We start from the raw sequence: 26,503 nt of genomic DNA, 5'->3' as shown, positions 1-26,503 counted from the left end.
TCGCAAAAATAAGGGTTCTGGCTTCGGAGAAATTGTATTTCAGCCTAAAGCTCTGCTTTGTCAAGGAGATTCGGGAACTTTCCGGCGCGTAGGTCGAAGTTGAGGAAATTTATCACTCTATCAACGATCCGATTCCTTGGTCGGTGAAAATTTCAATTAGAATTGAATGCGGAACTCTTCCGTCTATAATATGAGTTCTTCGGACGCCCTGGTCGATTGCGGTAAGGCAACATTCGACTTTCGGAATCATCCCACCCGTTATCTCTCCTTTACGAATATAATCTTTTACCAAGGCTCTATTTAGGCCGGTTACGAGTTTTCCATCTATCAAAATTCCGCTCGTGTCGGTGAGAAGAATTAACTTTTCCGCTTTAAGGGCCCCTGCAAGTTCGCCGGCGAAAGTATCCGCATTAATATTTAAGGATTCTCCCTTGATCGATTCCGCGACGGGGGAAATCACAGGAATGAACCCTTTTTCCTGGAGAGACAGAACGACTGTCGGATCGATCTTGTCTATTTTACCCACCAATCCCACATCGACTAATTGGGGGGCCGCTCCTTCTACCTCGATTTCAATTTTTGTTTTAGAAGCCTCGGCTAAATTACCGTCTTTTCCGGAAAGTCCGACTGCGTTCCCGCCTTCGGCATTGATCATGGAAACAATCTGTTTATTCACTTTGCCAGTGAGAACCATTTCCACGACATCCATTGTCTCGGCGTTAGTCACTCGATGACCGTGAACGAACTCAGTAGGAATGTGAAGTGAGTCCAAAAGTCTATTGATCTCCGGCCCACCACCATGAACGATCACAGGATGAATCCCCACGTATTTGAGAAGGACTATATCCTTCGCAAACGATTCTTTCAAATCCGCTTTTGCCATCGCGGCACCGCCATATTTAATCACGACAGTCTTACCGGAATATTTTGTGATATAGGGAAGGGCTTCAAGAATATGGTTGACCCGTTCTAAAGATTGTTCCATACCAAACAGGGAAATCGCTCCGCCTCTCCCTGTCGATTCGGAAATACGGGGAAGGTTCTTCTCTATCGATCGACCTTTTTAAAACCGGTAAACAATTGTTAAAAAACCCTTTAGAATTCGGTTCCATTTTAGTTACAGGTGGCAGCGGAGGCTTAGGAAGAGCTTTAGTTCGAAATTTTACTGCAGCCGGCTACTCCGTATGGAATTGGGATAAGAATCAACCTGAGACAGTCCAGTCGGGAGAATCTTTCGTTCCTATAGATCTTGCTTCCGCCGTTCGTGTTCGGGAAGAATGTAAATCATTCGCGAAAAACTTCGCATCCTCCGGAGAAGAACGTCGCTTAATAGGATTTGTACATTGCGCAGGATACGGAGGTCCCTATCATAAAATCACGGAAGTTACATTAGAAGAATGGGATGCGATATTTTCGATTAACCTTCGTTCGGCTTTTCAAATAACGCAGGCACTTTTACCGATCTTATCGACCCAAAGATTCGGCCGTTTGATTTATATCGCCTCGTCCCTTTCGATCAAGGGGAGTGCTCTGTCGGTCGCTTATTCCGCTTCCAAACACGGCTTAGCCGGGTTCGTAAAATCCGTAGCTGCAGAATGGGGAGAATTTGGAATCACTGCAAATGCGATCAGCCCAGGATACATTGAAACAAAAATGGGAATCCGGGAGGATCAGGTCGACGATCACCGAAAAAAAATACTCTCGATTACGCCGACAAAAACGATTGCGGATCCCGAAGAGATTGCTCGCGTAGCTTCCTTTTTACTTTCGAAAGATTCTCGGTATGTTAACGGGGCCAATTGGGCGGTAGACGGAGGCATCACCGCGATTTAATCGTCTTTGCGGCCACTCCGATTTTCTTCTTTTTTGATTCCACCTTACTTACAATATTTCGCCTGGGTTTAAGAGAGAGGAATATTTCTCGCAATGATAAAGTGGTTTCGTCGACTTTATCGTTTATCCAAAGTTCGTTAGAAGAAGGCTTTTTATCGAATTGAATTTTACGCTTCAGAATCGTTCCGCGTCTTGAGATTAAAAGTTCGGCTTTTTGTCCCGGTTTATATTTTTTTAATAAGTCTTTGAAATTATTGGGTAGGGCTCGAATTCCGTCGATGGAGATCCATTCGTCCCCTGTGCTTAAATCGGTATTTTTGATGGGCTTGGAAAGGTTTATCTTACTCAAAACGAGTCTTCCTTTCTCGTCCCTGGCTCTAAAGCCGGGCTCCAACTCGGGCGGCGACGAAGTTCTTTCAATTCCGATTTTAGCAAGGTACTTCTCGATCGGTATCCTTTTCGGTTCCGTTATGTAAGGATCGAATTCGAGTTTCAAATCCACTCCTACCACTTTCTTTGCCGCTTGAAAAAATTCGGCTTTAGTGAACCCCCGCTTTTTTTCCAGATAATAGTTTTTATAAAGCTCACGCATGATGTCCAGTAAGGACTTCTTTCCTTCTGTTTCCGAGAGAACGAATAACTGAAAACTCAATGACAGGATCGCTCCCTTCGTATAATAAGAGATTCCGGTGTTTCCGAAATTCGGATCCAGAGGGCGATTATAATATTTAGTCCAGGCCGTAAAGCTGGACTCTTCTAAACTCATCCAGCTTTCGCCTTCGGATTCTTCAAGTTCCCGAATGTCCTTCCAGAGTTTATTGAGATATTGTTGCGGGTTATAAATGTCGCATAATAGCAGAAAATAAGCGTCAAAAAAGCTGGTAATTCCCTCCGCAATCCAGAGCTCTTTTGTCAGGTTGGGTTTTTGATAATCGAACGGACCCAAAGCGATGGGTCGAATCCGTTTTACGTTCCAATGATGAAAATATTCGTGAGAAAGAAGTTCGATTAAAGTTCGATAATTTTCCCCGGAAAAGGCGCCGATCGGATCGAACTGGTTTACACTGCAATTGAGATGTTCCAAACCGCCGTACAGATTTTCCGTCATATCAAGTATGAATAAATAATACGAATTTTCGGTTCCACCCATGCATCGAATTTGCATATCCACTACTTTGGAAAGATCGGCGGCTATTTTCCGCTTTTCCGTATTCGGGATATTCCCTAGAACGACAAGATCGAAATGGCAGGATCGTGTTTCGAAACCGATTTCCTTCTCGTTACTAAGAAGAATCGGGCTGTCAAATAATTCGTCGATATTCGAAGCCTTCCAGGTTAACTTCGCGTTCTCTTTTCGTTTTAATCCGGTATAGCAGTGCTTGAACGGTGCGATAGATTTCCAGGAAACCTCTACTTCGGAAGTTATTAAATCTTTGGCATATAAAAATGTCGCAGGCGGATGGATTAGCATAAACTCGCTGGTAAAATAATTCGTGCGAACCGTGTGTTCATAGCCGTATACGAGATACGAAACGTGAAACGTTTCTCCTTTGGAATATACTTTCCAAGTATCTAAGTCCGTTTGTTCGATGGTCCATCCTGATTTAGGATTTACTAAACGTACTTTATGAATGGACTTCGCATAATCTCTAATTTTATACGACCCAGGGGACCAGGTCGGGATAGAAAGAAAGGTTTCCTTCTTCTTGGGGTGGACCTCCATTTCCACCTGTAGGTAATGTTGATGAGGTAGGTAAGTGTCTAGAAAAAACTTAATTCCCACGCTAGGCTCGAGCCGCCTTTAAAATTTCATCCAGAGTTTCGGAGACTGTCTTAGTTGGATCCACTTTTCTCCAAACTTTCTTAATGGTACCGTCGGGTCCTAATAAGAACGTATCACGAGATAATCCTTTGAATACTCTGCCTTGCCATTCCTGATCTCCATAAACTCCTAACTGCCCGCTCAAGGTTTGATGCGGATCGGATAAAAGAGGGAAACTTATATTGAATTTGTTAATGAAATTCTTATGACTGTCCAAGGAGTCGGAACTGATTCCGAAAACTTTTGCGCCGGCTTTCCGAAAGTCTTCCAAATGATCTCTATAGGAGCAAGCTTGTTTGGTGCAACCGGGAGTGTCATCTTTCGGATAAAAATACAACAAGGTCCAGGAACCCTCGGCATCCTTCGGTAAATGAACGGTGCCCCCGGTACTGCTTTCTAAGCTTACATCCGGCAATTTCTTGCCTTCCCATTTGTCCACCATGAGCTTCTTCCTCCTCTTTTCAGGATAGTTGTACTAAATTTCCCGTCGGGGAAAAGGAAAAAATTGCCGTAAAAAACTTGAATTATCATGCTTTTGCTCATCAAATAGAATACCTCGTTCCGGAACGTCAGGGTGGCCGAAACACTCATGCCCCGTCTTTTGGAAAGGTCTTTTTATCAGAAATCCCCTCCGGGAATAGGAATATAAACATAACGCATGTCGCTTAAACATAAGACGGACGTTCAAATTTCGATTTTTTCTTGGTTTCTCTCTCTATCCCTAATTTTCTGTCTTCCTTTGATCGCCGAGGAGACCGTATCGTCGACACATTGGAAAGATATAGATCTCAAACGACTCGATTGGTACTCGTTGGAAGGGTTTCTTCCCGAGTATAAAAACGGATTCGACGAAAATACGAATGAAGTCAGGAAGATCGAATCCTTTCCAGTCGTTTTGAATGCGATTTACGATAGTGCGATTTCCAGCGGGACGAAGGAATTTACTCTTCAGACGCGCTTTGTTCTGCAGGAAGATCCGAAGCAATACTACTTCATCGAGCCGATTTCACTATTCATCAATTCGATAGGAGAAAACTGGGAAATTTTTCTTAACGGCCATTTGCTAAAAAGCGAAGTTCATTTGGCCCTGGACGGACAGATCGAACGGAGAAGAACGATTCGTCAACTTCGATTACCTTTGGATTCTAGCCTATTAAAGCAAGGGTCGAATATTTTAGTATTTCGTTTAATCGGTGACGCACCGGCAGTTGCGCTTCCGGAACTTTTAGCTCCGCGAAATCCCGACCTGGGTTTTTATGTGGATGGGGAATATTCAATAAACAAGAATTTGGATTTTACGCGAGAGGCCGGCGTCTTATTAAATCTAAGTCTAAATACGATATACGTTTTTTTCGGTTTATATCACTTGTTGATTTTTTCAAAGCGAACCGCGGATAAATACAATCTCTATTTCGGTGTCTTTTCAATCGCGATGGCGGTTTATTCTCTTTGTCGTTCTTCCCTTTCTTTTGAAGTCATTGCGGATACCGCCGTAATAACGAGGGTAGAATACGGATCCGTAGCTTTATTGGCCTCCCTGTTTCTACTTTTCTTGCATGATTACTTTTACGGGCGAGCGCTACCGAATCTTCCGATTCTGATAATTGCAGGTTGGAGTTTTGTGATCTTTTTCTTCTCCTTATTGGCCCCATTTCGGTTTCTCATGACGAGCTTACGTCTCTGGCAATTTTCAATGGTGCCCACTTTAATTTATCTTTTATATTTCATCGGGAAGGCGGTATATCTCCGCAAGAAAGATGCCTCGTTAATGGCGATCAGTATGTTCGTCATAGTATTTATTGCAATCTATGATATACTTGATTCGGTCTTCTTCCAGCTCGGGATTCGGTTTACTCAATTCGCATATCTTTTATTCGTAATATCCTTAACGACAATTTTAGCGAATCGTTTCATCGAACTTTATAAACAATCCGAGGATTTAAATATAGAACTCAGTCATCAAAAGCTGGAATTAGCCAGACAAAAGAACGCTTTCTTTCGATTTGTTCCCATGCAATTCTTAAGCGTTCTCGGGAAAGATTCGGCGGTAGACGTGAATTTGGGGGACTCCGCGCTTCGAGAAATGAGCGTTTTATTTACAGATATTCGGTCTTTCACGACGATCTCCGAAAAAATGACTCCCGAGGAAAATTTCCGATTTATCAACGGCTATTTGGCAAGCATGGAGCCTTTGATTCAAAAATACGATGGCTTCGTGGATAAGTTTATGGGAGATGCGATTTTGGCCCTTTTTTCCGCCGAGCGAGCCGTTCAATCCCCGGATCAATGGGAAGGGAAGTCGGCGGCTGATCGCGCGGTTTATGCGGCAATTGCGATGAAGAAGCGGATTCGCGAATTGGATGTGGAAGTCAAGGGCGGACATCTAAAAGGCGTAAGAATCGGAATAGGAATTAATACCGGTAATTTAATGTTGGGAACCGTAGGTTCTTCTGACCGACTGGATACGACTGTCATAGGCGACACGGTTAACGTCGCTTCTAGATTAGAGAGTCTTACGAGTCTGTATAAAGCCGACATTCTGATAACCCAACAGACATTAGCCAGCTTGACAATTTCGGATGATGTAGCGATTCGCGAGGTGGATTCCGTTGTCGTGAAAGGAAAAAGCCAACCCATCATTATTTACGAAGTCTATGAAGCCGACGATCCGCATATTCGCAAGCTAAAGGAAGCGACATTACCCTTAGTGTCGCGCGGAATCATCTTGTATAAAGTCGGTAACTTTAAAGACGCATTAGTAAACTTCGAGCAGGCGTTGAAGGTTTTTCCCGAAGACATAGTCGCGATATTGTATCGTAAACGTTGTCAAGAGTATATAGAAACTCCGCCTCTCGGGAATTGGGTCGGTGTACAACACCTGTTGGAAAAATAGACGTTTTTTCGCTTTCCTACGGGATAGTGATGTTCGAATGTATCCTCGATGATTTCTTACACAGTTTACAAATTAGTTCATATTCTCGGAATCTTATTTTTGTTTTTGGCTTTCGGCGGGATTGCCTTGCATGCGATTGGGGGTGGTACGAAGGAGAACGCGCAAAAAAAATTGATCGCGATGACCCACGGTATCGGACTTTTCTTAATTTTATTAGGCGGGTTCGGTATGCTGGCACGATTAGGGATTATTTGGCCTTGGCCCGGCTGGATCATTGCGAAATTCTTATTTTGGTTACTCTTTGGCGGATTACTTACTCTATTCTATAAAAAACCTTCCTTGGCAAAGTTTTTATGGTTCGCTCTTCCTTTCCTCGGAGCAATAGTCGGCTACATCGCTCTATACAAACCCTTCTAGACTAACCTTTGTTCGCTTAATGTGCAGCCCGACTACATGTTAAGCCTTCCTTGTTGACAAGAAGCGGTTCCATCAGCGAGAATAGGCTCCGAGGAAATCCATGGTAAAGCCGACCGCTTCTAGAGCAAAAAAAACAAGTTCTTCTTCAAAGAAAGAACGCACAATTAAACCGATTCAGGATTTTCTAGGTTCGCGGGATCTCCCTGCCCCTGTGGATCGCCTTGAAGACGTTCGCAAACGAGCGAGAAGATTTAGAGAAAGGATTCTTTCCGGTCCGCAAGTTATCTTTTATAAGTCCTATGATTTGATCAAAGTTCCTTATCCGACCAAGTACGGTCTCTTAAATGCGTTTGCACTTCCTACCCCGCTGATGCATATAGTAAATCGTCTTTTCATCATACAGTATAAAACGTCCGAAGGAGTTAAAACTCTCTTATTCTCTCCTTCGGACTTAGAAGGAAATTCCGAAACGCCTTTCTTTAAGAGATTTGCCGAAAGCTTCGGTCCGTTTAAAGATATAGGAAAGAAAATCATAGCTCCAATCCTGAACACTGTAGAGGAATGTCTTGCAGATGCCGGGATTGCGCCTTCGCAGGTGGATTATATTTCTTACGACCATTTGCATACTCAGGACTTACGAAAATGGTTGGGTGCAAACGGACAGCCCGGATATTTTCCTAATGCAAAACTTTTAGTTATGAAGGAAGAATGGAATTCAATTCAAGGACTCTTACCGCCTCAGGCAGATTGGTATTGTCCCAACGGTTCCGGAGGAATTTCAATGGATCGAATCGTTCTTTTGGATTCGGATGTGGAACTGGGCGGAGGAGTGGCTCTGATCAAAACTCCCGGGCATACATATGGAAATCATAGTTTGGTTGCTCACACCCCCGAGGGCATTTTTGTTTCTAGCGAAAACGGTGTTTGCGCAGATAGCTACGCGCCCATCAAATCCCGCATCCCGGGCGTTCGTAAATATGCGAAGACAACGGGCATGGAAGTCATTCTAAATGGGAATACTATGGAGATCGGATTGGACCAATATATTTCCATGGTTTTAGAAAAAGAAATCGCCGGATTGTCCTCTAGAAATCCTGAATTTTATAATGTAGTACCATCCTCGGAAATGACGGGATTTTGGCTCTTTCCAGGTACGAATCCTACGTTCTCGGTCGGCCGACTCCAATTCGGCGATCCGATTCGGTCCGAAGTTTAAACCGAGGAAATCGTAAAAGTATCTCTGATTTTGCGATCATACCGGAATCAGAGTAAATGAGAGGAAAGTATGAAAATATTAATTACCGGTGCTAGCGGCGGATTGGGACAAAAACTCGCCGAAGATTCCTTTGCCAGGGGGCATGAAATATTTCTAACAGACATTAACGAAAAAGCGTTAAACGCGTTTGCCTCGAAATGGAAAGGGGAAAAAAATAGAGTTATTACTTCGAAATTGGATATCAGTTCGGCTGCCGATTGGAAAAAGGTAATGAATCTCCTCTATAAAAAATGGGAACGATTGGATATTTTGATGAACGTCGCCGGATATTTACTCCCGGGCTACATCTACGAAACTCAACCGAAAGATATCGATCGACACATCGATATCAATTCAAAAGGATTAATGTACGGTACTAGAGAAGCCTCTCTACGTATGATCGATCAAGGGGGAGGTCATATAATCAATATCGCATCGCTTGCGGGAGTCGCACCTATTTCCGGGCTAACGCTTTACAGCGCCTCCAAATTCGCAGTGAGGGGGTTCTCTCTGGCAGCCGCGGAAGAACTGAGACCGAAAAACGTTTTCGTAACGACTGTATGTCCGGACGCGATAAAAACTCCGATGCTTGATTTGCAAAAGGATTACGAATCTGCTTCTTTAACTTTCTCCGGTAATCGATATTTGACCGTCGAAGACGTTTCGAATATCATCTTTCGAAAAGTAATCCCTAACAAACCTTTAGAAGTTCTTGTCCCCGGTTCAAGAGGGTTTCTTGCGAAGCTAGGAGGCTTCTTCCCTTTCCTTGGTCTCCTGCTAGGACCGGCCCTTAGAAGCAAAGGCAAGAAAAAACAAGCGACGTATTCGGTATAGACTCTTGAACTTTTCGACCTATTTCGATTTAGCCGGGGTCGCCGTATTTGCCATTTCAGGAGCGCTGGCCGCATCGGAAAAGAAAGGCCATCACAGCGATGCGTTTACCGTTTTCTTTACCGGTTTTATCACTGCAATCGGAGGGGGAACATTAAGGGATATAACGCTCGGAAATTACCCGGTATCTTGGGTTCGAGATTCCAATGTGCTTTGGGCGATTTTTGTAGGCTTCTTAATAACGATAGTCTTTACCCGATTTCTGGTGCGTTACCGGAGTTGGATATTTATTTTTGACACGGTCGGAATTAGCATTTATACGGTTATCGGAACCAAAATTTCTCTTTCTTACGGCGTAAATCCATTCGCTGCTTCGATTCTCGGAATGATTTCCGCCGTTTTCGGCGGAGTAATTCGAGATACTCTCATCAACGAAGTACCTTTGATTTTTCGTCGGGAAATTTACGCCACGGCCTGTCTAGCAGGGGCGATACTCTACATTCTGTTAAGTAAAGCGGATGTGAACGTCGATTTAAGCACAGGGATCTCCGCGGCATTAATCATTCTCATTCGGATTATAGCGGTTCGATACAATCTCGCCTTACCTAAATTTCGTCTACCGGAATAGGAATCAGTCTAATAAGGCGTCTCCAAATAGCTTCAAATAGATCGGTAAAAGTATGCGCAGAATTAATTCACTCAGATGGGTCCTAACGATTTTATTTTTAGGCACAATATTATTAGTGTTTCTAAAACCTAAGGATAGAGGGGTTCCCTATTCCGAATATTTCAAATCTTTAAACCTGGAGCTTAAGTTGCATGGACCCGGTAAACCGGTCGTTTTACTGGATTTAGATCGTCTTGATTCGAATTTGAAACTCTTAAAAGAAAAATTACGACCGCCTCTTAAATATAGGATCGTGGTAAAGTCCTTACCTTCCCTGGATTTACTGCGATATATAGTCCGAGCGACGGACAGTAATCGTCTGATGGTTTTCCATTCGGAAGATATCGTTATGTTACTGAAGGATCCTGAATTTCGTAAATTCGATATTCTTTTGGGTAAACCGATGCCGGCAATTGCATTAGCGCAGATCTTTCGTAAAACCTCAAGGACGGAAGTAGAGAAAATTCATTGGTTAGTGGACACTCCGGATAGAGCGGTTCAATATCTCGAGTTCGCTAAGAAAGAAAGGTGTAAACTCGACTTAAATTTGGAAATCGATATCGGATTGCATCGCGGCGGATTTCCGAATCCGGAGGCGATGGATGGGGTCTTGAAATTGATTTCTTCCAATCCGGAATATCTAACCTTTTCCGGGTTTATGGGATATGAACCTCATGTCGCTTCGGCTCCGACGATTTTAGGGAATAAGATTACCGTTATGGAGGAAGCTCTACAGCAATCATTGGATCGATATTCTTCTTTTATTAAGTTGGGAAGAGCAAACTATTCTGGATTATTCGAAAGGGATCTTATTTTAAACGGGGGAGGGAGTAAAACGTATCGATTCTATCAGAAACATATTGGAATTGTTAACGATGTTTCGGTCGGGTCTGCTCTAGTAAAGCCGACGGACTTTGATGTGGATAGTCTTGAAGATCATACACCCGCCGTATTTATCGCGACTCCGGTATTGAAAAGGTTGGAAGGGACAAGGATTCCTTTTTTGGAATCGATTTCTTTTCTTTTTCCTTTATGGGATCCGAATTTGCAAGTTACTTATTTTACTTATGGGGGAGCCTTTCTGGCAAAGAAGGAGTCTCCGAAAGGCCTTCAAGATAATTCTCTTTTCGGTACCAGCACGAACCAAGGAATATTAAACGGATCTAAAGCGACAAATCTTTATCCGGACGATCATGTCTTTTTCCGTCCGACTCAAAGCGAAAAAATTATGGCCGAAATGGGTGAAATTCATCTTGTGCGCAATGGAAAATTAACAGGCACTTGGAAATGCTTTCTAAATTAAATTCGAAAGCAAAGGAACTTACAAACGGTATAAAGGCAGGATATGCATCCACTGAAATAGGAATAACCGCAGTCGAAACTCTCGCTCAAATTTATCTTTTAGAATTTTACGTTTTGGTTGTAGGGTTAAAGCCGTCACTTTTCGGACTGGCAATGTTGGTCGCGATTCTCTGGGACGCAATCAGCGATCCTTTAATGGGTACGATTTCTGATCGAACCGCTTCAAAGATGGGAAGAAGAAGACCGTATATTATCAGCGGTGGTCTGCTTCTCGGTGTGAGCGTGTATTTTCTGTTCACACCGCCGCTTATCGAATCCCAGATCGGAAAGTTCTTTTACCTACTTGGAATGTATTCGCTTGTAAACACGTTCATGACTGTTTTAGCGGTACCGCATATCGCCTTGGGCGGGGAACTTTCTTTCGAACGGGAAGAGAGAAATAAAATTTTCGGCTGGAGATTGTTTTTTGCGAATTTAGGTCTTTTATCGGGTTTACTATTACCGGCGATTTTTGCGGGAACAGGAAGCGACCTTTTTCTATCTAGGAGTTCTTCATCCATGATTGTGGGAGTCGTTCTGGTTCTTACGGCCTTACTTGCATTCAATGTAACGAAAGGAAGAGATTTCCGTCTCGAAAATTTGCAAATTAAAAAAAGCCCGAAAACGGGTTTTTTCCATTCATTCTCGTCCGTAATCAAGAACGGTTTCTTTCTTCCTCTACTTTTCGCTTTCATAATTGCCGCGTTAGCAAGAACTTTAAATTCTTCAATTGGTTTACTATATTATAAACAACGACTTCTTTTGGAGGACGCACAAGTAGTTGTCCGTATATTATTACCGTTCGTATTCTTCTTACTCGTTTCCATTCCGTTTTGGCTTTTCTTGGCTAAGAAGTATGGAAAAAAGCGTCCCTCTTTTTGGGGGAGTCTCGGTTTGGGAATTATGACGGTGATCGCGTATCCGCTCTTCCCGATAGGTTCTTATACGGCTCCGTTAATAGCAGCGTTTGTGGGAGGTATTTGTGCGGGCTCAATTTTGCTCTTCGATTCCTTAGTCGCGGATGTAGTGGATTACGATGAGTTGATCACCGGCGATAAAAAGGAGGGGGCGTATTTTGGATTTTGGAAAATGGCAACCAAAGTCGTACGAGCGGTAGGCCTCGCATTCTTAGGTTTCATTTTAGAGGCGATCGGTTATCGGGAGGGAGCGGTAACTCAAGCCCCCGAGCTCGGATGGCGATTGACGATATTATTCGGGCCCGTGGTCGGGAGTTTTTTTATTTTAAGCGCCCTTGTTTTTGCACGAATGCCGCTAGTAGATTCTAAACATAAACGGATTCAAACCTTGCTGGTTCGAAGACGCGCATTCAGAACTAAGATGGGGACGATGCGGGAGGCCGCTCGAGGATGACCGGTCTTATCCGAATTGAAAAGAGGTTTATAAAATAAATTTGGTATTCATTTTATAAACCTCTATAAACGAAAAATTTACTTACTATATTTCTTTCTAATTTCCTTCAAGGCGTCTTGAATATGTTTTTGCCGAACTTGCGGGCGAAGGTTTTTTCGAATCGGTAGATAACTTTCGGTCGTAGCAAGACTCTTATGCCCTAGAAAGTCTCTAATCTCCTCCAACGTTTTTCCTTCCGCTAACTGATGAACGGCGCGGCTATGCCGGAGAGTAAATAAAGTCACGATTGTCTTTATTCCCGCTTCTTTTGCCAAATCACCGATTAATCGCTCCACGTTACGCGATGTTAAGGGTTTGCCTTGGAATTTTCCCGGAAAGAGATGGGATCCTTTTTCGGCGCCGACTTCTTTTTCGAATCGCTTTAGGATTTTTAAGAGATCATTGTCTAAGATCACCGTCCTTTTTTGAGTGGGAACTGGCGAATCGACATATAAAGATTTCTTGTTTAAATCGAACTGTCCCCATTTTAGGCGGACGATTTCTCCAACGCGGAGTCCTTCATAGTAGGCGAGTCCGACTAATAGATGGGAGCGGGGCGACAAGGCCGAAGCTTCCAATAACGCGGAAACTTCCTTTACCGTAAGTGCTTTCGGCGTTTTATATTCGCGTGCCGGGCGCCTAAAATCGTCGAAGACGTCCATATTCAGGACTTCTTCAAAGAACATCTTTAACGAGCTGATATTAATCTGTATCGTTGAGGACGATACTTTTCTCTTTTTTAAGTGTTCTATATACTTTTCAATATCTTTAGTGACGACTTTCTCCGCCGGCTTATTGGCAAAAAGGAGAAAATCCAAATTGTATCTTAAATATGTGTATTCGGTTGCTTTCTTATAGTTCCTCTGCCGGATCAATTTTACGAGTTTCTCGAAAGAAGCTTTGTTCTTCTTCGGGATTTCTGTATCTAACATGCGCGACCTCTAGTTTTTTCTTTATCATGGTATTCGGGAATCCGCTCCCCTCTTGATCATCGCTACAGGGTATTCTATATTTTTAAAACACGTTCCTATTCTTCACTTATCCGAGTTAAAAACGAATGAGCTTGAACAAGGCCGTTAAACGAACATTTCAAGAAGTTCAAAATCTCGTAAAGTGATTTCTTATTTCCTAGATTCGTTTGCGTTTTGAGTTGCTAAAGTAAAGGCAAATCGCTCGTGATGAATCAGAGCCATCCGGATTTGCGTAGGATTTCTTCGCACACATCTTCTATTTTGCGTTCATCTATAGCAATTTGAAAATCCGAGTGTGCACGATAATGCGGTAATCGTGATTCCAGTACTGTTTTATAGGAAATTACTGAGCTAAGAGGAGGACGAGTCGAATCATTCTGAATTTTTTCTACTAAATATTCAATTGGACGGGATAAAGAAACTATGATAGAGTCCTTACGCAAAAGCTGAATTTTTCTTTTGCTAGGAATCTCCTTTCCGCTTGCATCAAGATCGAAGAGTATTCCGCCACCGCAGTCTAAAATTAAACCGTTGGAGCCGGATAGTTTTGTTAAGATTTTGTATTCTAAGTCTCGGAAAGGTTTCCAATCACCTAAGTTTGCTTTGATGAACTCCGGAATCGAAATTCCTCCTGCTTCGTAAACGGCAATCATATCCGTTGAAATGGCAGGTCTGCCTGTTAACTTAGCAAGTTTTCTAGAAATTTTTGACTTTCCGACCCCTCTAGGGCCGATCAACGCAAGATTTTTCAAACAGCGATAAGCTCCGCAAGATGCCTCGCGATCTCAGGCAGCAGGGTGTAGTACATCTGTAGATCACTATCCGTTACTCCTGCTATTTTGAGGGCTTGCGGGGAGAGTGGCGTGCGAAGACCGCCTATGTCAATTCCCATTCCGCTTAAAATTACGACACAATGAGCAATATGAACAACCGAAACTAATTCGGGAAATTTTACGGCTTTTTCAGGCTCTGTATAGAAATTAGCGACTTCTACCAATTCTTCGGGAAAATTCCATTTAGCTAAAAGCTTCGCCCCGGCTTCCTCGTGCGTGTACCCGAAATATTTTCTTTCAAGGTCTTTGTACGGTCCTTCATACGTTTGCAGTTCGGCTCTCAATTGTAGGATGATCGACGGAAAAAATTCGGATAGGATTACCTTTCCGATATTATGCAGTAGCCCTGCGGTAAATGCGACGTCTTTATCGAACTTTAACTTTTTCTGAACGGTGATTCTCATCGCAAGTTCAGCGACAGTTAAAGAATGCATCCAATTTGATTCCGCGTCTACCTGGTATCCTTTTAGGTCCTTCTTTAAGATCCCTTTAGCTTCGGTTAAGAGAATCATTTCGCGGACCGTTTTGATCCCTAATGTCATCAAGGATTCCTGCACCGTTTTAACCGGTTTGGTCGGTCTATAATATGCGGAGTTGGAAAGCTTGATCACCGCAGCCGTTAAACCGGGATCTTTGGAGATTTCTTTTGCTAAGTCGGCGATGGCAACGTCTGGACGATTCACCATCTCCATTACTTTGCTTACTACCGAAGAGATTTTCGGCAGTTGCGCTTCATTTTCGAAGAGTTGGTCTATTTTTCCCTTCATTTCCGCCTACCTGACCTTGTAGAGGTACTTCTCAAATCCGCCTTTTTTGAGGAGAATTCGTCCGTCGTCTAAATATAAACTGATCGTTCGACCTTCGTGCCCGGAAACATCTTCGACGAGTAAGGTGATTTTTTCCTTCTCCAGAAATTCACGAGCTACGGTAATGTTCAGTTCCCCGATATTTTGCAGAAAACTGGAATTCATTCCTTTAAACATGGATGCTCCGCCGAACAACCGGGCATGGTACTCGCCCTTGGAGCAACCGAGTTCCGCCATTTTTTTTACCAATTCAGGTAGAGCAGTATCGGCGTATTTATAGGGATTTTTCGCGGAATCTTTTCCGGTCGGATCCTTAGACAACATAATATGTGCCATGGCTCCGACCTTTTTGTCCGGAGAGTAGAAAACGACTCCGATACAAGAGCCTAATGTAGTACGAATGACAGAGGGAGATTGTCCTCCTTGTAGATCCGCAATTCCAACGTTGATGATTTTTACGTCCTTGTTAAGCATAGTGAAGGTTTTATTTTTCTCTGCGAAAGCTTTCGAAAACGGCGTTCAGTTTGTCGCCCCTGTGGAATCCTTCAAATCATTTTTTAGAAAGCGACAAATTGCATCCCTTTCTTTATTTCAAGAGACGGAGAAAAGAGTAAAAAACATGTCAGAAATCTCCGGTCAGGCTTAAAAATTGAGTTTCATCTCTTATCGACCGGACGAAACTATCCGGAGTAAGAAAATGGAATCAAATTCTCCCATACAAACCGCCGAATCCACCGAACCGATTCGAACTTTTGACCTAGACGGATCTGCGATCACGATTTTGGGTACGGCTCATATTAGCCAAAAAAGCATAGAAGAAGTCTCTCGAATCGTTTCCGAAAAAAAACCGGACGTTATTTGTGTGGAACTTTGCGGCTCTCGGATGAGGTCCGTTAAGGATCCGAACCACTGGAAAAAATTGGATATCTTCAAAGTATTCAAAGAAAGAAAAATGTGGCTACTTCTTTCCAGCCTAATTCTTTCTTCATTCCAAAAGAAAATGGGCAACGGAAGCATTCGTCCAGGTGATGAAATGCGCAGAGCCATCGAAGAAGGGGAACGCACCGGAGCCAGAATCTTCCCCGTCGATCGGGAAATCTCCATCACTTTAAAAAGAGCCTGGTGGAAGGTAGGTTTTTGGGATCGGATGTATCTCTTTTCGGCCTTAGTTACTTCCTTATTCGTGAAGGAAGAAATTTCTCCCGAAAAGATAGAGGAAATGAAATCCGACGACGTACTGAAGGATTTATTTTCTCAGTTACCGTCTCGTTACGAATCCGTAAAGAATGTTATTATTGACGAAAGAGATGCCTATCTTGCCCAAAGGATTCGGGAAGCCGCAAAGCACGGAAAGAAAATCTTTGCGGTAGTCGGAGCAGGCCACTTAGAAGGAATCATGAAGAATATCCAGCGGGATCAGTCGGTCACACATTTGGATATCCTTCCGAGCAAAGGCTCTTGGGATAAAATTCGCCCATTCCTATTTCCGGCGATCATTCTGACTTTGGTCGCTACATTAGTATTGTTTGGAGGAAAGGAAGCCGGACAGGAGTTCATTATTCGTTGGGTTCTCGTAAAGGGAACGTTAGCTGCGATCGGTGCCGTCATCGCTTTAGCTCATCCTATTTCGATTCTACTGGCTTTCGTCGCCGCCCCGATCGGAAATTTCAATCCTATTATTAAGCCGGGTTGGGTGGCGGCCCTTGCGGAGTCATGGTTGCGTAAACCTCTCGTCGAAGATTTTGAGAAAATCGGAGAGGATTCGGAACGCTTTAAAGGCTATTGGCAGAACAATGTGATTCGGATCTTCTTGGTTTTTATGCTTCCTCAAATAGGCAGCAGCATAGGAACCTTTATCGTCACTGCAGAATTGTTTAAGAGACTATCGGAAATATTCACTCGAATTCTCGGCCAAATCATCGGTGGATAACAGAAAGATTTATGGGCTGCGCTTGGAAAAATCTGGGAGTCCTTTTTGCGATCACAGGTGCAGCGTTTCTTTTTGTTTACCCTTTTCAGGAAATTTTATCTAAGCAAACTACGCAAGACTTAGTAGTCGCCGAAGACATGGACGGAATTTCCTTACTTCGGTATATTAGCATTTTCAAAGATACTTCCGGAAGAATGACCTTTCCCGACATTCGCGAAGCGTCGGCAAACGGTTTGTTCAAAACCTTGGAGCAGAATAGTATCGGATATACCGACGCAGCTATCTGGATTCGGCTCGCGGTTTCGAATCCGGTTTCCGTTAAGACAGATTGGATCTTGGAAATCGATTACCCTTTACTGGACTACGTTGATCTATATACCAGTACGTCGGGAAACGATCCGGTAAATATGTCCGGAGATATGCGAGGCTTTAGTTCGAGGCAGATGGAATACCGTAATTTTGCCTACGCATTTCAAGAATCTCCTTCGAGTCGTCGGGAAATTTATTTCAAAGTCGTTACGAAAAGTTCCGTTCTTCTTCCGTTATTAGCTTTTACGCAGACCCGTTTTACCGAACGCGTTTTTTCCGAACAACTTGCGCTCGGTTTTTACTACGGCTCCATGCTGGTGATGGTCGTTTATAACCTGTTTCTACTCTTTTCCATCCGAGATCGAAGCTATCTGTATTACGTAATTTATATTTTAAGTTATATTCTTTTTCAATTCACTCTGAACGGATTATCGTTTCAATATCTTTGGAGAAATTGGACGGTATGGGCGAACTTTAGTCTTCCGTTCTCTCTTTTTTTGGGATTATTTACGGCTTCTTTATTCGGTCGCTCGTTTTTAGGAGCGGCAAAATATACTCCGAAAACGGCTCGCATCTATAATTTCCTTTTTTTTCTTCAAATACTTGGAATGATCTCCACGTTGACGCTTCTAGACTATCGGACTTCGATCGTCTCCAGCCTTGTGGTTATGTTTTTGACGTTAGGCTTCTTGGTTTTCAACGGAGTGCAATGTCTTTTAGCGGGAAGAAGAGAGGCACGCTATTTTCTATTAGCTTGGTCGGTTTTTATCTTATTTAGTTTCCTCTTCGGAATAAAATCCTTTGGTCTTCTACCCGATAATTTCTTTACGCTTTACGGAATCCAAATCGGTTCCGTGATGGAAGTAAGTTTATTATCTTTAGGACTTGCGGATCGAATTAAGGGTCTTTCCGACGAGTTAAGCAATCGTGTTCTTGAATTGGATAAAACGCGGATTAACGCCGAAGAATCCGAAGCAAAATATCGTAGCTTGTTCGAAGCGGAGGAGGACTTCCTTTTCTCCATCGATCAAAATTGGACTGTCTTAGCCGCAAACCGCTCTGTAGCAAAACATCTAGGGTATAAGCCGCAAGAAATTATCGGCAAAAATTTTATGGAGTTGGTGTACAAATCCGGTGGAATCCAGGACGCATATAAAAAGCTGTACGTCCTGGAAAAATTGGAGGAACTTTCCTCCGAAGGAAAGCCGGTCCGATTTTTGGCGGAGTTTCTACAAAAATACCTTAGAGAGCCTAAGGAACTGCAGGTCCAATTTCAAGTTTTAGAATACGAAGGCCAGCGAGAAATACTAGGGAGAGCCTACGAACCGGACCAAGATCTGATGGCAAGATTTGTGGACGGCGAAAAACTAGTTTTCTCCGCAAATAATTATCTTCAGAACGCAGAGTTATTGAGCCAAAGGTTGACTGCGAATTTATTTCGATTTACCGATCCGGGAACTATCGTTGCGATCAGGAATTGCTTACGAGAAATGATAATAAACGCGATTGAACACGGAAATTTGAATATCAGTTTCGACGAGAAGACGCGAGCTATGGAAGAGGGAAATTATTTTCGATTCGTCCAAGAACGGCAAAAAGATCCTTATTACAAAGGGAAAAAAATCAAGGTGGAATATTCGCTTTCGGCCGATCGTTTCGGAGTAAGAATTACCGACGAAGGCAAAGGTTTTAATCATGCACGGACGTTAAAGAATAAGATGGAACAGTTGAATTCGGAAGGTATGACTCATGGAAGAGGTTTGACTCTGACATTGTCTACGTTCGATGTTGTGAAGTTCAATAGTAACGGAAATCAAGTGACTCTCGTAAAATATTTTTAATATGGGTCGGCCTATGACATTTTTTCGCGATTTATTTCTAATCGGTGCAATCGGGATCCTGCTGATAGACTGCTCCTCTTTAGGAACGAAAAATAAAGCTCCCGATTTGGAAAGCGCAGTAAAAACTGTCGCCGGGGATTTAAAGAATCAATTCGTCGCCTCTGCAAAATCTCAAGGCGGAAAAATACCCGGTAGATTAGGAATTTTGAATATAGTGAACGGGGACGGATCAAAGTCGCAGTTGGGCGGAATTTTGACGGATAAATTGACTAAGGAACTTTTCGATCCGAATGTTTTTATTTTATTGGAAAGGGATCGGCTGAATCGGGTAGTGGGTGAACAGACTTTTCAGGAAAGCGGATTAGTTCTTTCTGATCAGGTAATTTCCCTCGGAAAACTTTCGGGGGCCGAATATCTGCTCTTAGGACAGATACTGTTCGAGGATCAAGATTTTTTATTGAATCTCCGTATAGTTTCACTTGCCGGAATTATTCTTGCGACTACGGAAGTTCGTTTCGATTCCAATGACGAGACATTTTCCAAATTTAGAGAACGTATTCAATAAGGTTTCGATTCCCACTTCCTATTTGCGTTTCTTCCGAACAGGTTGCACCTTTTTCTTTCCGATCGGTTTTTTTATTTCGGTTCTTCGAACTTTCTTCTTAGTTTTCGACGGCTTCTCGACTTCGGGGATTTCGGTTTCTAGGATCCGACTTTTATCCGATTTAGAGTGGTGTTCCAAGGAACTGCCTGGCGGATGATTCTTTTCCAAGTAGTCGGTAATGCTACGCAGATTTTCCTCTACTCTCACGATATTAAAATTCCCGACGACGTCGAACCAAAGATCCCTTCCTTGTCCGAATTCCGAAGAAGATTTAGGGAGGAAAAAGAGCTCCTTCCAAGGGGAAAGCGGTTGGAAACGATCCATAAAAAGAAAGGTGTTGAACATCTTTTCCAACAAAGGAGATTTCCAGTCCAGGTCTTTCGGTCCAAAAAAGCGAAAGAGCGAAGTCCCTCGAAAAGGAGTTCCTAGCGTAATTAATGCGCCGACCTTTCTTCTAGACGTATCCGGTAACAGGAGGCATAAAAGACCTCCCGTATTATGGGTTAGAAAAACGTACTTCTTCGGTAGGTTTTTCAGTTGGGAATCGAGGGATCGGATGATATTCGTCGTGCTTAAAAAAATCGGAGGAACTTTTAGGATTTTGGGTTTGTAACCGGCTTTTTCTAGGTTTCTTGTAAGTTTTTTGTAATATACGGGTCCGGAAAAAAAACCGGGAACGATTAAAATATCCGCTTGCTCGATCGGAGTTTCTCGAGTCTCCGGGAGATAGCAAGTTGCCAGAGAGAAGAGAAACGAGAATATTTCAACGATGTAGTAATAGAATTCGCGTAAGCTTGCGAAGGTTTTTTTCATACGAAAAGCTTGAAGTATCCGAGGTTAACTGCAATATGTCAGAAGGTTTCGATGTTGGGAAAAAATTGGTCCAAACTTGTTCTGATCTTCTTCTTAGCGGTCGCTCCTGTCTACTCGAATATACCGAAATATTCGGAGCTGGACAGGATTCTACTTTCTACTTGGAACAGAACATTCCCGATACCTTTTACTAAGATAGTTAAGAGGGATATAAGCGGGAAGGGAATCCTTCAATACAGAAAGTCGTCAAAGAAGACTGTTTATATCTATACCTATCTGGTGTTTCTTCCTCGATACGGGGAAGAAGCGGAAAAACCGGTTCAGCAAGATGGAGGCAGAGAAGTGAAAGTCAAACTTCTGTACGATCCTTTATCTCTGGAAAAATACGAGGTAGAGTTGGGCGAATTCGACGAGGCCTACGATACAAGGGGGATTATTCGATGGATTCGATGAAAGCTGAATCGGAGGCATTGATTCAAGCGAAGATGCTTGAGGCCGGACTTTCTGTGGAATTCATTTCCGACTTTTTGTTAAAAGTCGACGAGGTTCGAAATGGCGAGACTGGAATCGTAAAATGGGAAGAGGTCGGAGATCTTGACTCTAGTACGGACGAAATTTCTCTCGAATCGATCGAATCGAAAGGTAGGCCAAATCCGTCGGTTTTAAACGAGCTCGTAGTTATTAAACTCAACGGCGGATTAGGAACAAGCATGGGATTGTCCGGCCCGAAATCTCTCATAGAAATCAAAAACGGAATGTCTTTTTTGGAGATAGTTGCTCGGCAGATCGAGTTTATTCGGAAAGAATATGAGATCGAAGTTCCTCTATTGCTTATGGACAGTTTCAGCACTTTGGAACAGAGTCGGGCAGAGCTAAAGCGAATCGGATTTTCTCAATCTTTCCCGACAAGTTTTCTGCAGCATAAGGTTCCCAGGCTACTCAAGAGTAGCCTAAAGCCGTTGGAGGTCCCGGGGGACGAAAATGAAGAGTGGTGTCCGCCCGGTCACGGTGATATTTGGTTTACACTTCTGGAAACCGGCATCTTAGATTCGCTGATCGAGAAGGGATATAAAGTCGCCTTTGTCTCTAACGGAGATAATTTAGGCGCCACAGTTCATCCGGGAATCTTACGGTACATGATGGAAGAAGAACTGGAATTCTGTATGGAGATGACTCCGAAAACCCTTGCTGATAAGAAAGGCGGCGCCATTTTTCGAAGGACGGTCGATGGTAAAAAGCTAAATTACCAATTGCTAGAAACGGCACAAGTGCCTCCGAATCATATGAACGAGTTTGAAGGAGTTTCTAAATTTCGGAGTTTTTCTACGAATAACCTTTGGATTCGTCTGGATGCACTTAAGGAGCGTTTAGTTTCCGGAAAATTTTCCTTATCCTTGATCGTAAATCCGAAGAAGATAGATGGGAAGGAGGTCCTACAGTTGGAAACCGCAATGGGATCCGCTATTCAAAACTTTCCAAAAGCCAAAGGGATCATCATTCCGAGAGATCGATTCGCGCCGGTAAAAAAATGCGAAGACTACTTAGTCCGCCGCTCTGACGCATATACTTTGAATTCTGACTTTTCCATAACGATGACAGAGGAACGTAAAAGTGCGGGTCTAGGGGAAGTGATCGTCCAGATGGATGATAATTATTATAAAAAAATTACTGACTTTACTTCAAGAATGAAAGCTCTTCCGTCATTAGTGCGCTGCACCTCGTTGCGAGTCGAAGGGGATGTCTTATTCGACGTTCCTTTAGAGATAGAAGGTGACGTAACTATAACCAATCCGAATCCATTGCAGAAAAAAGTCTCCGAACTAGGCAAAAATCGAATCTCCGGGGAAACGATACGTTTCCGCTTTACATAAAACAACAGTCGTTTAAAATCCTGTCTACGGGCGTTATGGGGAAAGCCGTCCGCTCCAATGCCGATAAAAGTCGAAGCTGAAATGACAGATTCCCAAAACCTCAAATTAAGGTCCTTTGATTTTGGGGACTTAGAACAATTCAAAACTGTATTTATCAATGAGAATCGAGGAAAGCCGATCTTCCTCCTTAGATTCCAAAGTATTTCCGTAATTTCTCTCGTTGAATTCATCCAACTCATTCCGCAAAAGATCGCAGAAGTAGAACCTTCTCATCGCGAATTTCTCCGCTATTATACTTATGGGGACAAAAAGAATTTATTGATAGGGGTTGCCCCCCTAGATAACTCCGAATTTGAAAATCAGGCGAATTTCGACGCTGCCATCGGTAGATTTCATGATAGCGCCGTGCGAAACGGAAGTTTAAATTTCGATTTCGGCATAGGTCGAACCCAATGTAATTTTATCTCCTACGTGGAGGAAATTTTTCGAGAGCTGGAGTCTTCCTCCTTAAAGAATTTAAAGGACAATCTGGTCCGCTGGAGTTGGACCTATTTAAATCGCGTAAACGATTATTTCGCTAGCGATCGCCCCGACGCGGTAATTCAACCGATTATTCATTATAATCATAGAGATCATACTTTCTCGATGAAAGGCGGCGAGGTTTTTGTCGGTGGAGAAGCGTATGCCGGTTATGCCGATCTGATACGCGACATCCCGCACGATCAGGACTTAAATAGAATCGAACTTTTGATCCTCGAAAAGTTGATCATGTCCTGCAACGGATCGCCGGGATTATTGAAGTTCAATATTTCTCCGCAAACATTAATCGATACCTTCGATACGGACGAGAAAGTTACTCGATTTCATGAACTTCTTTTAAAGCAAAATTTGAATCCCCAGAATATTCGTATGGAGTTGATAGAAAAGCCGTACGAGGAAGGCGAGGCTACCCTTAAATCCGTATGTAGAAGATTCTGGAATTTCGGAATCAGCTTTGCAGCGGACGACTTCGGAGTCAAAAGCCAAAGTCATCAAGTCGTATTAGACTTGGGCGAGATGATTAAGGAATTTAAATTGGATCCTATCAGCTTCAAATTTAAGGCGGACCAGGATCTAACTAAATTCTTAGATAACCTTGCATTCATCGATTATTGCCGTCGACTTTCCGATAACCGAGAAGCGATTATCACTGCAGAAGCTTTGGAAGATATAGATTCTTTAAACTTCCTAATCACTCACCAAGTATACTATTTCCAAGCGAATTTGTTTTGTCGCAAAATTTGGATTCAGGACTATAAAGATCGATTCAAAGAAATGCAAAAACTTCCGGAGAGCGCCGTAACGACGATTCTCAGTTCCACAGAATTAACCCAAAGGTTGAAGGAAATCGGAAATATCTTCACACTTGCAAGAGAAGTGGAACTTATTTAATTTCCGAATCCCTTTTTAATCTGTGGATAGTCGTCATCGTTCGAATTTCCTATTTACCGGCTACTCGAAATTCCCAAAAAAGTTTTAATGTCGCATAGTGTTTTAGTTTGCTTCTCTAAAACGGCCTATTGCTATAAACGAAAGACTTCTACCGAATTCGCCGTTGAAACCGGTAGGAGTCTTTACTTAATGTCGACCAGGTTTGTAGAGTACGTTTATTATTCTTTCAGAAAGCTCAGTGTGGATTTCTGATTTATAATCCCGTTATCTTTCAAAGTAACCGAAAGCGCGTCTCCGGTTTTCTCGATTTCAATTCGGAATTTTCCGTCCTTGTCTATGATCGGGCTATTTTCGACGTATTTCCCTTCGAAAATCTTTTGCTTGTTAAACTTAACCACATAGTTAACGTTATCTTGGCTCTCGATTTCCAGTAAGACTTGATTGACTCCTTTCGATCCATCCCAGGACATCGCAGTCCACGGCCCTTTAAATTTTTCTAAAGTAGAATCTCCACCGAAAGCTCTCATTAATTTTGCCGGTTTTGCGGCGGAAAGCACTGCGGAAACGGGACTAGAATATTCGCTTTCGCCTCCTAGGTCCGTTTTAGCCGTAACCGAATACAAAAAGAAGGTTTCCTTTTCGGGGATATCTGCGGTAAATAGCGAACTCTTTGCGTTGGCCGAGGATATAAAATTCCAGGAGGAAGATCCTCGCTTCTTGCGATAAACGTAATATTCCGACGCGCCCTTGACAGGCTCCCATTTTAAAGTGATCTTACTGTTTTTTGCATCCAGATTTCCTTTCAGGCCGGTCGGAGAAGGGAGCCTTTCTCCTCTGTGTTTGTTCGGATCGATATAACCGTAAGCGTAGTCCGAAAAAGGTCCAGCTAAACCGTTTTTGTTTACGGCAGCTACCGCATAAAACGCATACTGGGCCGGAAGTTTCTCATCCACGAAATTCTCTTTAGCTTCCTCGGCAAGTTTCGACCAAGTCCCGCTACCGAAAAGTCCTCCTGTATTATAGCGATAAATCAAATATCTGGATGCTCCGCTAACTTTTTGCCAACGAAGTTCTACCTTGCTGTTATACAGCCCTTTCGTCGCGATCAAGCCGACGGGTTTCGGAGGTTTGGAATCTGCTTTGGCAGTGCTTCCCGAGGCGGCGTCGGAAGGGTCGCCCGTCTTTCCTCCGTTGATCGCTGCGACTACATATAATTCGGTACTTCCATTCTTTGCCGCACTATTATCCGAATATGAATTGGTTTTACTTTTTCCGATAAGAACATATTTTTTCTGGGCTGTACTCCATTTATAAACGGAGTACTCGGCCACTCCGTCCATCGCTTCCCATATTATATCGATTTTATTCGAAAATTGACCCCGACTAGCTTTCAGACCTACTACCTTTGCAGGCGCTTTTTGCTCTTCCGACTTTGCATAGCCTATAGCTTCGCCATCCGATTGGTCCGAAGAATCGGAGTCCGTAAGAGTCGCGATTTTATACGCGTAAGCCATATCTTTTTGGATGCCGTCGTCCGTGAATCCATTGGTTTGCGAAAGGCCGATTTTAGCGAATGCGGAATCTCCGGGTCCTTTTCGATAAATCTCGTAGCCTATGGCTCCCGCGAGGCTTTCCCAAGTGATTTGCACTCTATCCGAGTAGGTCCCTTGCGATGCTGAAACCTCCTTCGGAGGTATGGGTTTGGTTTTCTCAGGGGGAAGAGGTTTATTATCGTTCGTTTGAGCAGGCGTCGGTTCTTCCTGTATACTTGCTACTTCATCAACGAGAACGAACGCCGATTGACAGACTTTCGTAAACCACTTATAGTCGATGTATCCGTAACCCTGGTCTCCCCATTGCGTGCTCCATGAATTAATGAATTTGAATGCGTTTTGAGAATCGTCATAGCCTACTATTGAAATTGCGTGCCCACCATAGGCTTTGCCCGCTCCTTCCTTATAGATTTCCTTACCTTTTAGGTTCATGAAATTCTCATAAACGAGGATCCCGGCGACTACAGGTCTTCCCTGTGCGAGCTGATTCTTTACTTCCATCGGATCCGTCTGCCGAACCCTTAGGAATTCCTTGGCTTTAAATTTGGAGGCAACGTCGAATGCAGATTGGGGCGGCTTAGTCAGATAATCACTGGGGTTATACGGCATTGCATCCCAAGTGGCCGCTCCGGTTTCCACCACTAGTTTCATGGCATCTGAAATTAAGGAGCCGTTATCCCTTCCGCCGTTGATTTGATTGTAGATAAACGCCGGAGAAAAGATGGAAGAATAGTTAGGAGAACCGTCGGCAGCTTTTAAATTCCAATTCCCCCTTCCTTTCCTCTCGCTATATTCCTGGAACGATTTTGTTGCGTATGCAGTGGACCAGGCAACGCAGGAGCTTTGTTGGCCCTGATCTCCCACCGGTGGCATCGAATCCGAGAGGTCTACGCTGGAGGCCATTCCGCGATGAGAAATTCGATTAGGATTAGCTTCTTTAAGGGAAGACAGGAGCTCGAACGGCTCCTGCTTCATTCCTAATCCCGGAAATTTTGCCGGTTGTCCGAATACGCCGTTCCCGGCGAGCAGTATAGTCGATATTAAAACGGAAATTTTTCTGAGCATTTTCATT

At 43.2% G+C, this 26,503-nt stretch carries 23 protein-coding genes; 14 read left to right on the top strand and 9 right to left on the bottom strand.

The window, feature by feature from the left end:
- Positions 1 to 112 precede the first annotated feature (112 nt).
- Positions 113 to 985 (bottom strand): acetylglutamate kinase, encoded by an 873-nt coding sequence (gene argB, locus LEP1GSC050_RS04260; RefSeq protein WP_010568446.1) that lies wholly within the window; start codon positions 983 to 985, stop codon positions 113 to 115.
- Positions 986 to 1,080: 95 nt separating this feature from the next.
- On the opposite strand from argB, the gene LEP1GSC050_RS04255 reads away from it, so the two are divergent.
- Positions 1,081 to 1,833, top strand: coding sequence for an SDR family NAD(P)-dependent oxidoreductase (locus LEP1GSC050_RS04255; RefSeq protein ID WP_010568447.1), 753 nt, complete (start codon positions 1,081 to 1,083; stop codon positions 1,831 to 1,833).
- Here the strand turns inward: LEP1GSC050_RS04255 and LEP1GSC050_RS04250 are convergent.
- Complete coding sequence (locus tag LEP1GSC050_RS04250; RefSeq protein ID WP_040911033.1) at positions 1,820 to 3,616, bottom strand: M61 family metallopeptidase; 1,797 nt, start codon at positions 3,614 to 3,616, stop codon at positions 1,820 to 1,822. The two genes, LEP1GSC050_RS04255 and LEP1GSC050_RS04250, sit on opposite strands and share 14 nt — an antisense overlap.
- Position 3,617: 1 nt before the next feature.
- Entirely contained in the window at positions 3,618 to 4,097 is a 480-nt protein-coding gene (locus tag LEP1GSC050_RS04245; RefSeq protein WP_010568449.1) for a peroxiredoxin, read from the bottom strand.
- 216 nt (positions 4,098 to 4,313) lie between these two features.
- Here LEP1GSC050_RS04245 and LEP1GSC050_RS04240 point away from each other — a divergent pair, with 216 nt between their 5' ends.
- From LEP1GSC050_RS04240 to LEP1GSC050_RS04210, 7 genes are all read left to right on the top strand, one after another.
- The gene (locus tag LEP1GSC050_RS04240) at positions 4,314 to 6,548 is read left to right on the top strand and encodes an adenylate/guanylate cyclase domain-containing protein (RefSeq protein ID WP_010568450.1); all 2,235 of its coding nucleotides are present in this window, start codon (positions 4,314 to 4,316) and stop codon (positions 6,546 to 6,548) included.
- Positions 6,549 to 6,596: 48 nt separating this feature from the next.
- Positions 6,597 to 6,965, top strand: coding sequence for a hypothetical protein (locus LEP1GSC050_RS04235; protein WP_010568451.1), 369 nt, complete (start codon positions 6,597 to 6,599; stop codon positions 6,963 to 6,965).
- Positions 6,966 to 7,065: 100 nt separating this feature from the next.
- Positions 7,066 to 8,181 carry an MBL fold metallo-hydrolase gene (locus LEP1GSC050_RS04230; RefSeq protein ID WP_010568452.1) on the top strand — a complete coding sequence of 372 codons (1,116 nt, stop codon included), beginning with the start codon at positions 7,066 to 7,068 and terminating at the stop codon, positions 8,179 to 8,181.
- A 69-nt stretch (positions 8,182 to 8,250) separates the two neighbouring features.
- Positions 8,251 to 9,054 carry an SDR family oxidoreductase gene (locus LEP1GSC050_RS04225; RefSeq protein ID WP_010568453.1) on the top strand — a complete coding sequence of 268 codons (804 nt, stop codon included), beginning with the start codon at positions 8,251 to 8,253 and terminating at the stop codon, positions 9,052 to 9,054.
- Positions 9,055 to 9,058: 4 nt separating this feature from the next.
- A complete protein-coding gene (locus LEP1GSC050_RS04220) occupies positions 9,059 to 9,679 on the top strand; it encodes a trimeric intracellular cation channel family protein (protein ID WP_010568454.1) in 621 nt (206 codons plus the stop codon).
- 52 nt (positions 9,680 to 9,731) lie between these two features.
- A complete protein-coding gene (locus LEP1GSC050_RS04215) occupies positions 9,732 to 11,021 on the top strand; it encodes an alanine racemase (protein WP_010568455.1) in 1,290 nt (429 codons plus the stop codon).
- Positions 11,006 to 12,430 (top strand): MFS transporter, encoded by a 1,425-nt coding sequence (locus LEP1GSC050_RS04210; RefSeq protein ID WP_010568456.1) that lies wholly within the window; start codon positions 11,006 to 11,008, stop codon positions 12,428 to 12,430. Before LEP1GSC050_RS04215 ends, LEP1GSC050_RS04210 begins: the two co-directional genes overlap by 16 nt.
- Before the next feature lie 77 nt (positions 12,431 to 12,507).
- Here LEP1GSC050_RS04210 and LEP1GSC050_RS04205 read toward each other — a convergent pair whose 3' ends face one another.
- The 4 genes from LEP1GSC050_RS04205 to LEP1GSC050_RS04190 all read right to left on the bottom strand — a co-directional run bounded on the left by LEP1GSC050_RS04205 (position 12,508) and on the right by LEP1GSC050_RS04190 (position 15,553).
- Positions 12,508 to 13,401: a tyrosine-type recombinase/integrase gene (locus LEP1GSC050_RS04205; RefSeq protein ID WP_010568457.1), complete on the bottom strand. Its 894-nt coding sequence runs from the start codon at positions 13,399 to 13,401 to the stop codon at positions 12,508 to 12,510.
- Between the two features lie 251 nt (positions 13,402 to 13,652).
- Positions 13,653 to 14,192: a shikimate kinase gene (locus tag LEP1GSC050_RS04200; RefSeq protein WP_010568458.1), complete on the bottom strand. Its 540-nt coding sequence runs from the start codon at positions 14,190 to 14,192 to the stop codon at positions 13,653 to 13,655.
- Positions 14,189 to 15,040, bottom strand: coding sequence for an HDOD domain-containing protein (locus LEP1GSC050_RS04195; protein WP_010568459.1), 852 nt, complete (start codon positions 15,038 to 15,040; stop codon positions 14,189 to 14,191). The genes LEP1GSC050_RS04200 and LEP1GSC050_RS04195 overlap by 4 nt, the downstream gene beginning before the upstream one ends.
- Positions 15,041 to 15,046: 6 nt before the next feature.
- Positions 15,047 to 15,553: a chemotaxis protein CheD gene (locus LEP1GSC050_RS04190; RefSeq protein WP_010568460.1), complete on the bottom strand. Its 507-nt coding sequence runs from the start codon at positions 15,551 to 15,553 to the stop codon at positions 15,047 to 15,049.
- A gap of 223 nt (positions 15,554 to 15,776) precedes the next feature.
- On the opposite strand from LEP1GSC050_RS04190, the gene LEP1GSC050_RS04180 reads away from it, so the two are divergent.
- From LEP1GSC050_RS04180 to LEP1GSC050_RS04170, 3 genes are read left to right on the top strand one after another with little or no spacing between them, the layout of a single operon-like run.
- The gene (locus tag LEP1GSC050_RS04180; protein ID WP_010568462.1) at positions 15,777 to 17,009 is read left to right on the top strand and encodes a TraB/GumN family protein; all 1,233 of its coding nucleotides are present in this window, start codon (positions 15,777 to 15,779) and stop codon (positions 17,007 to 17,009) included.
- An 11-nt stretch (positions 17,010 to 17,020) separates the two neighbouring features.
- The gene (locus LEP1GSC050_RS04175) at positions 17,021 to 19,159 is read left to right on the top strand and encodes a 7TM diverse intracellular signaling domain-containing protein (protein WP_010568463.1); all 2,139 of its coding nucleotides are present in this window, start codon (positions 17,021 to 17,023) and stop codon (positions 19,157 to 19,159) included.
- Between the two features lie 13 nt (positions 19,160 to 19,172).
- Positions 19,173 to 19,724: a CsgG/HfaB family protein gene (locus LEP1GSC050_RS04170; protein WP_020987100.1), complete on the top strand. Its 552-nt coding sequence runs from the start codon at positions 19,173 to 19,175 to the stop codon at positions 19,722 to 19,724.
- Between the two features lie 18 nt (positions 19,725 to 19,742).
- Here LEP1GSC050_RS04170 and LEP1GSC050_RS04165 read toward each other — a convergent pair whose 3' ends face one another.
- Complete coding sequence (locus tag LEP1GSC050_RS04165) at positions 19,743 to 20,576, bottom strand: esterase/lipase family protein (RefSeq protein ID WP_010568465.1); 834 nt, start codon at positions 20,574 to 20,576, stop codon at positions 19,743 to 19,745.
- A 51-nt stretch (positions 20,577 to 20,627) separates the two neighbouring features.
- Between LEP1GSC050_RS04165 and LEP1GSC050_RS04160 the strand changes: the two genes are divergently transcribed.
- The 3 genes from LEP1GSC050_RS04160 to LEP1GSC050_RS04150 all read left to right on the top strand — a co-directional run bounded on the left by LEP1GSC050_RS04160 (position 20,628) and on the right by LEP1GSC050_RS04150 (position 23,878).
- The gene (locus LEP1GSC050_RS04160; RefSeq protein WP_010568466.1) at positions 20,628 to 21,029 is read left to right on the top strand and encodes a hypothetical protein; all 402 of its coding nucleotides are present in this window, start codon (positions 20,628 to 20,630) and stop codon (positions 21,027 to 21,029) included.
- Complete coding sequence (locus tag LEP1GSC050_RS04155) at positions 21,017 to 22,447, top strand: UTP--glucose-1-phosphate uridylyltransferase (protein WP_010568467.1); 1,431 nt, start codon at positions 21,017 to 21,019, stop codon at positions 22,445 to 22,447. Before LEP1GSC050_RS04160 ends, LEP1GSC050_RS04155 begins: the two co-directional genes overlap by 13 nt.
- Positions 22,448 to 22,528: 81 nt before the next feature.
- Positions 22,529 to 23,878, top strand: a complete 1,350-nt coding sequence (locus LEP1GSC050_RS04150) for an EAL domain-containing protein (protein ID WP_040911097.1) — start codon at positions 22,529 to 22,531, stop codon at positions 23,876 to 23,878.
- Positions 23,879 to 24,096: 218 nt separating this feature from the next.
- Here LEP1GSC050_RS04150 and LEP1GSC050_RS04145 read toward each other — a convergent pair whose 3' ends face one another.
- Positions 24,097 to 26,502: a C1 family peptidase gene (locus tag LEP1GSC050_RS04145; RefSeq protein ID WP_010568469.1), complete on the bottom strand. Its 2,406-nt coding sequence runs from the start codon at positions 26,500 to 26,502 to the stop codon at positions 24,097 to 24,099.
- Position 26,503 lies beyond the last annotated feature (1 nt).

Source organism: Leptospira broomii serovar Hurstbridge str. 5399, from assembly GCF_000243715.2.
Taxonomy (GTDB): Bacteria; Spirochaetota; Leptospiria; order Leptospirales; family Leptospiraceae; genus Leptospira_B; species Leptospira_B broomii.
This window is presented reverse-complemented; position numbering and strand designations above follow the sequence as displayed.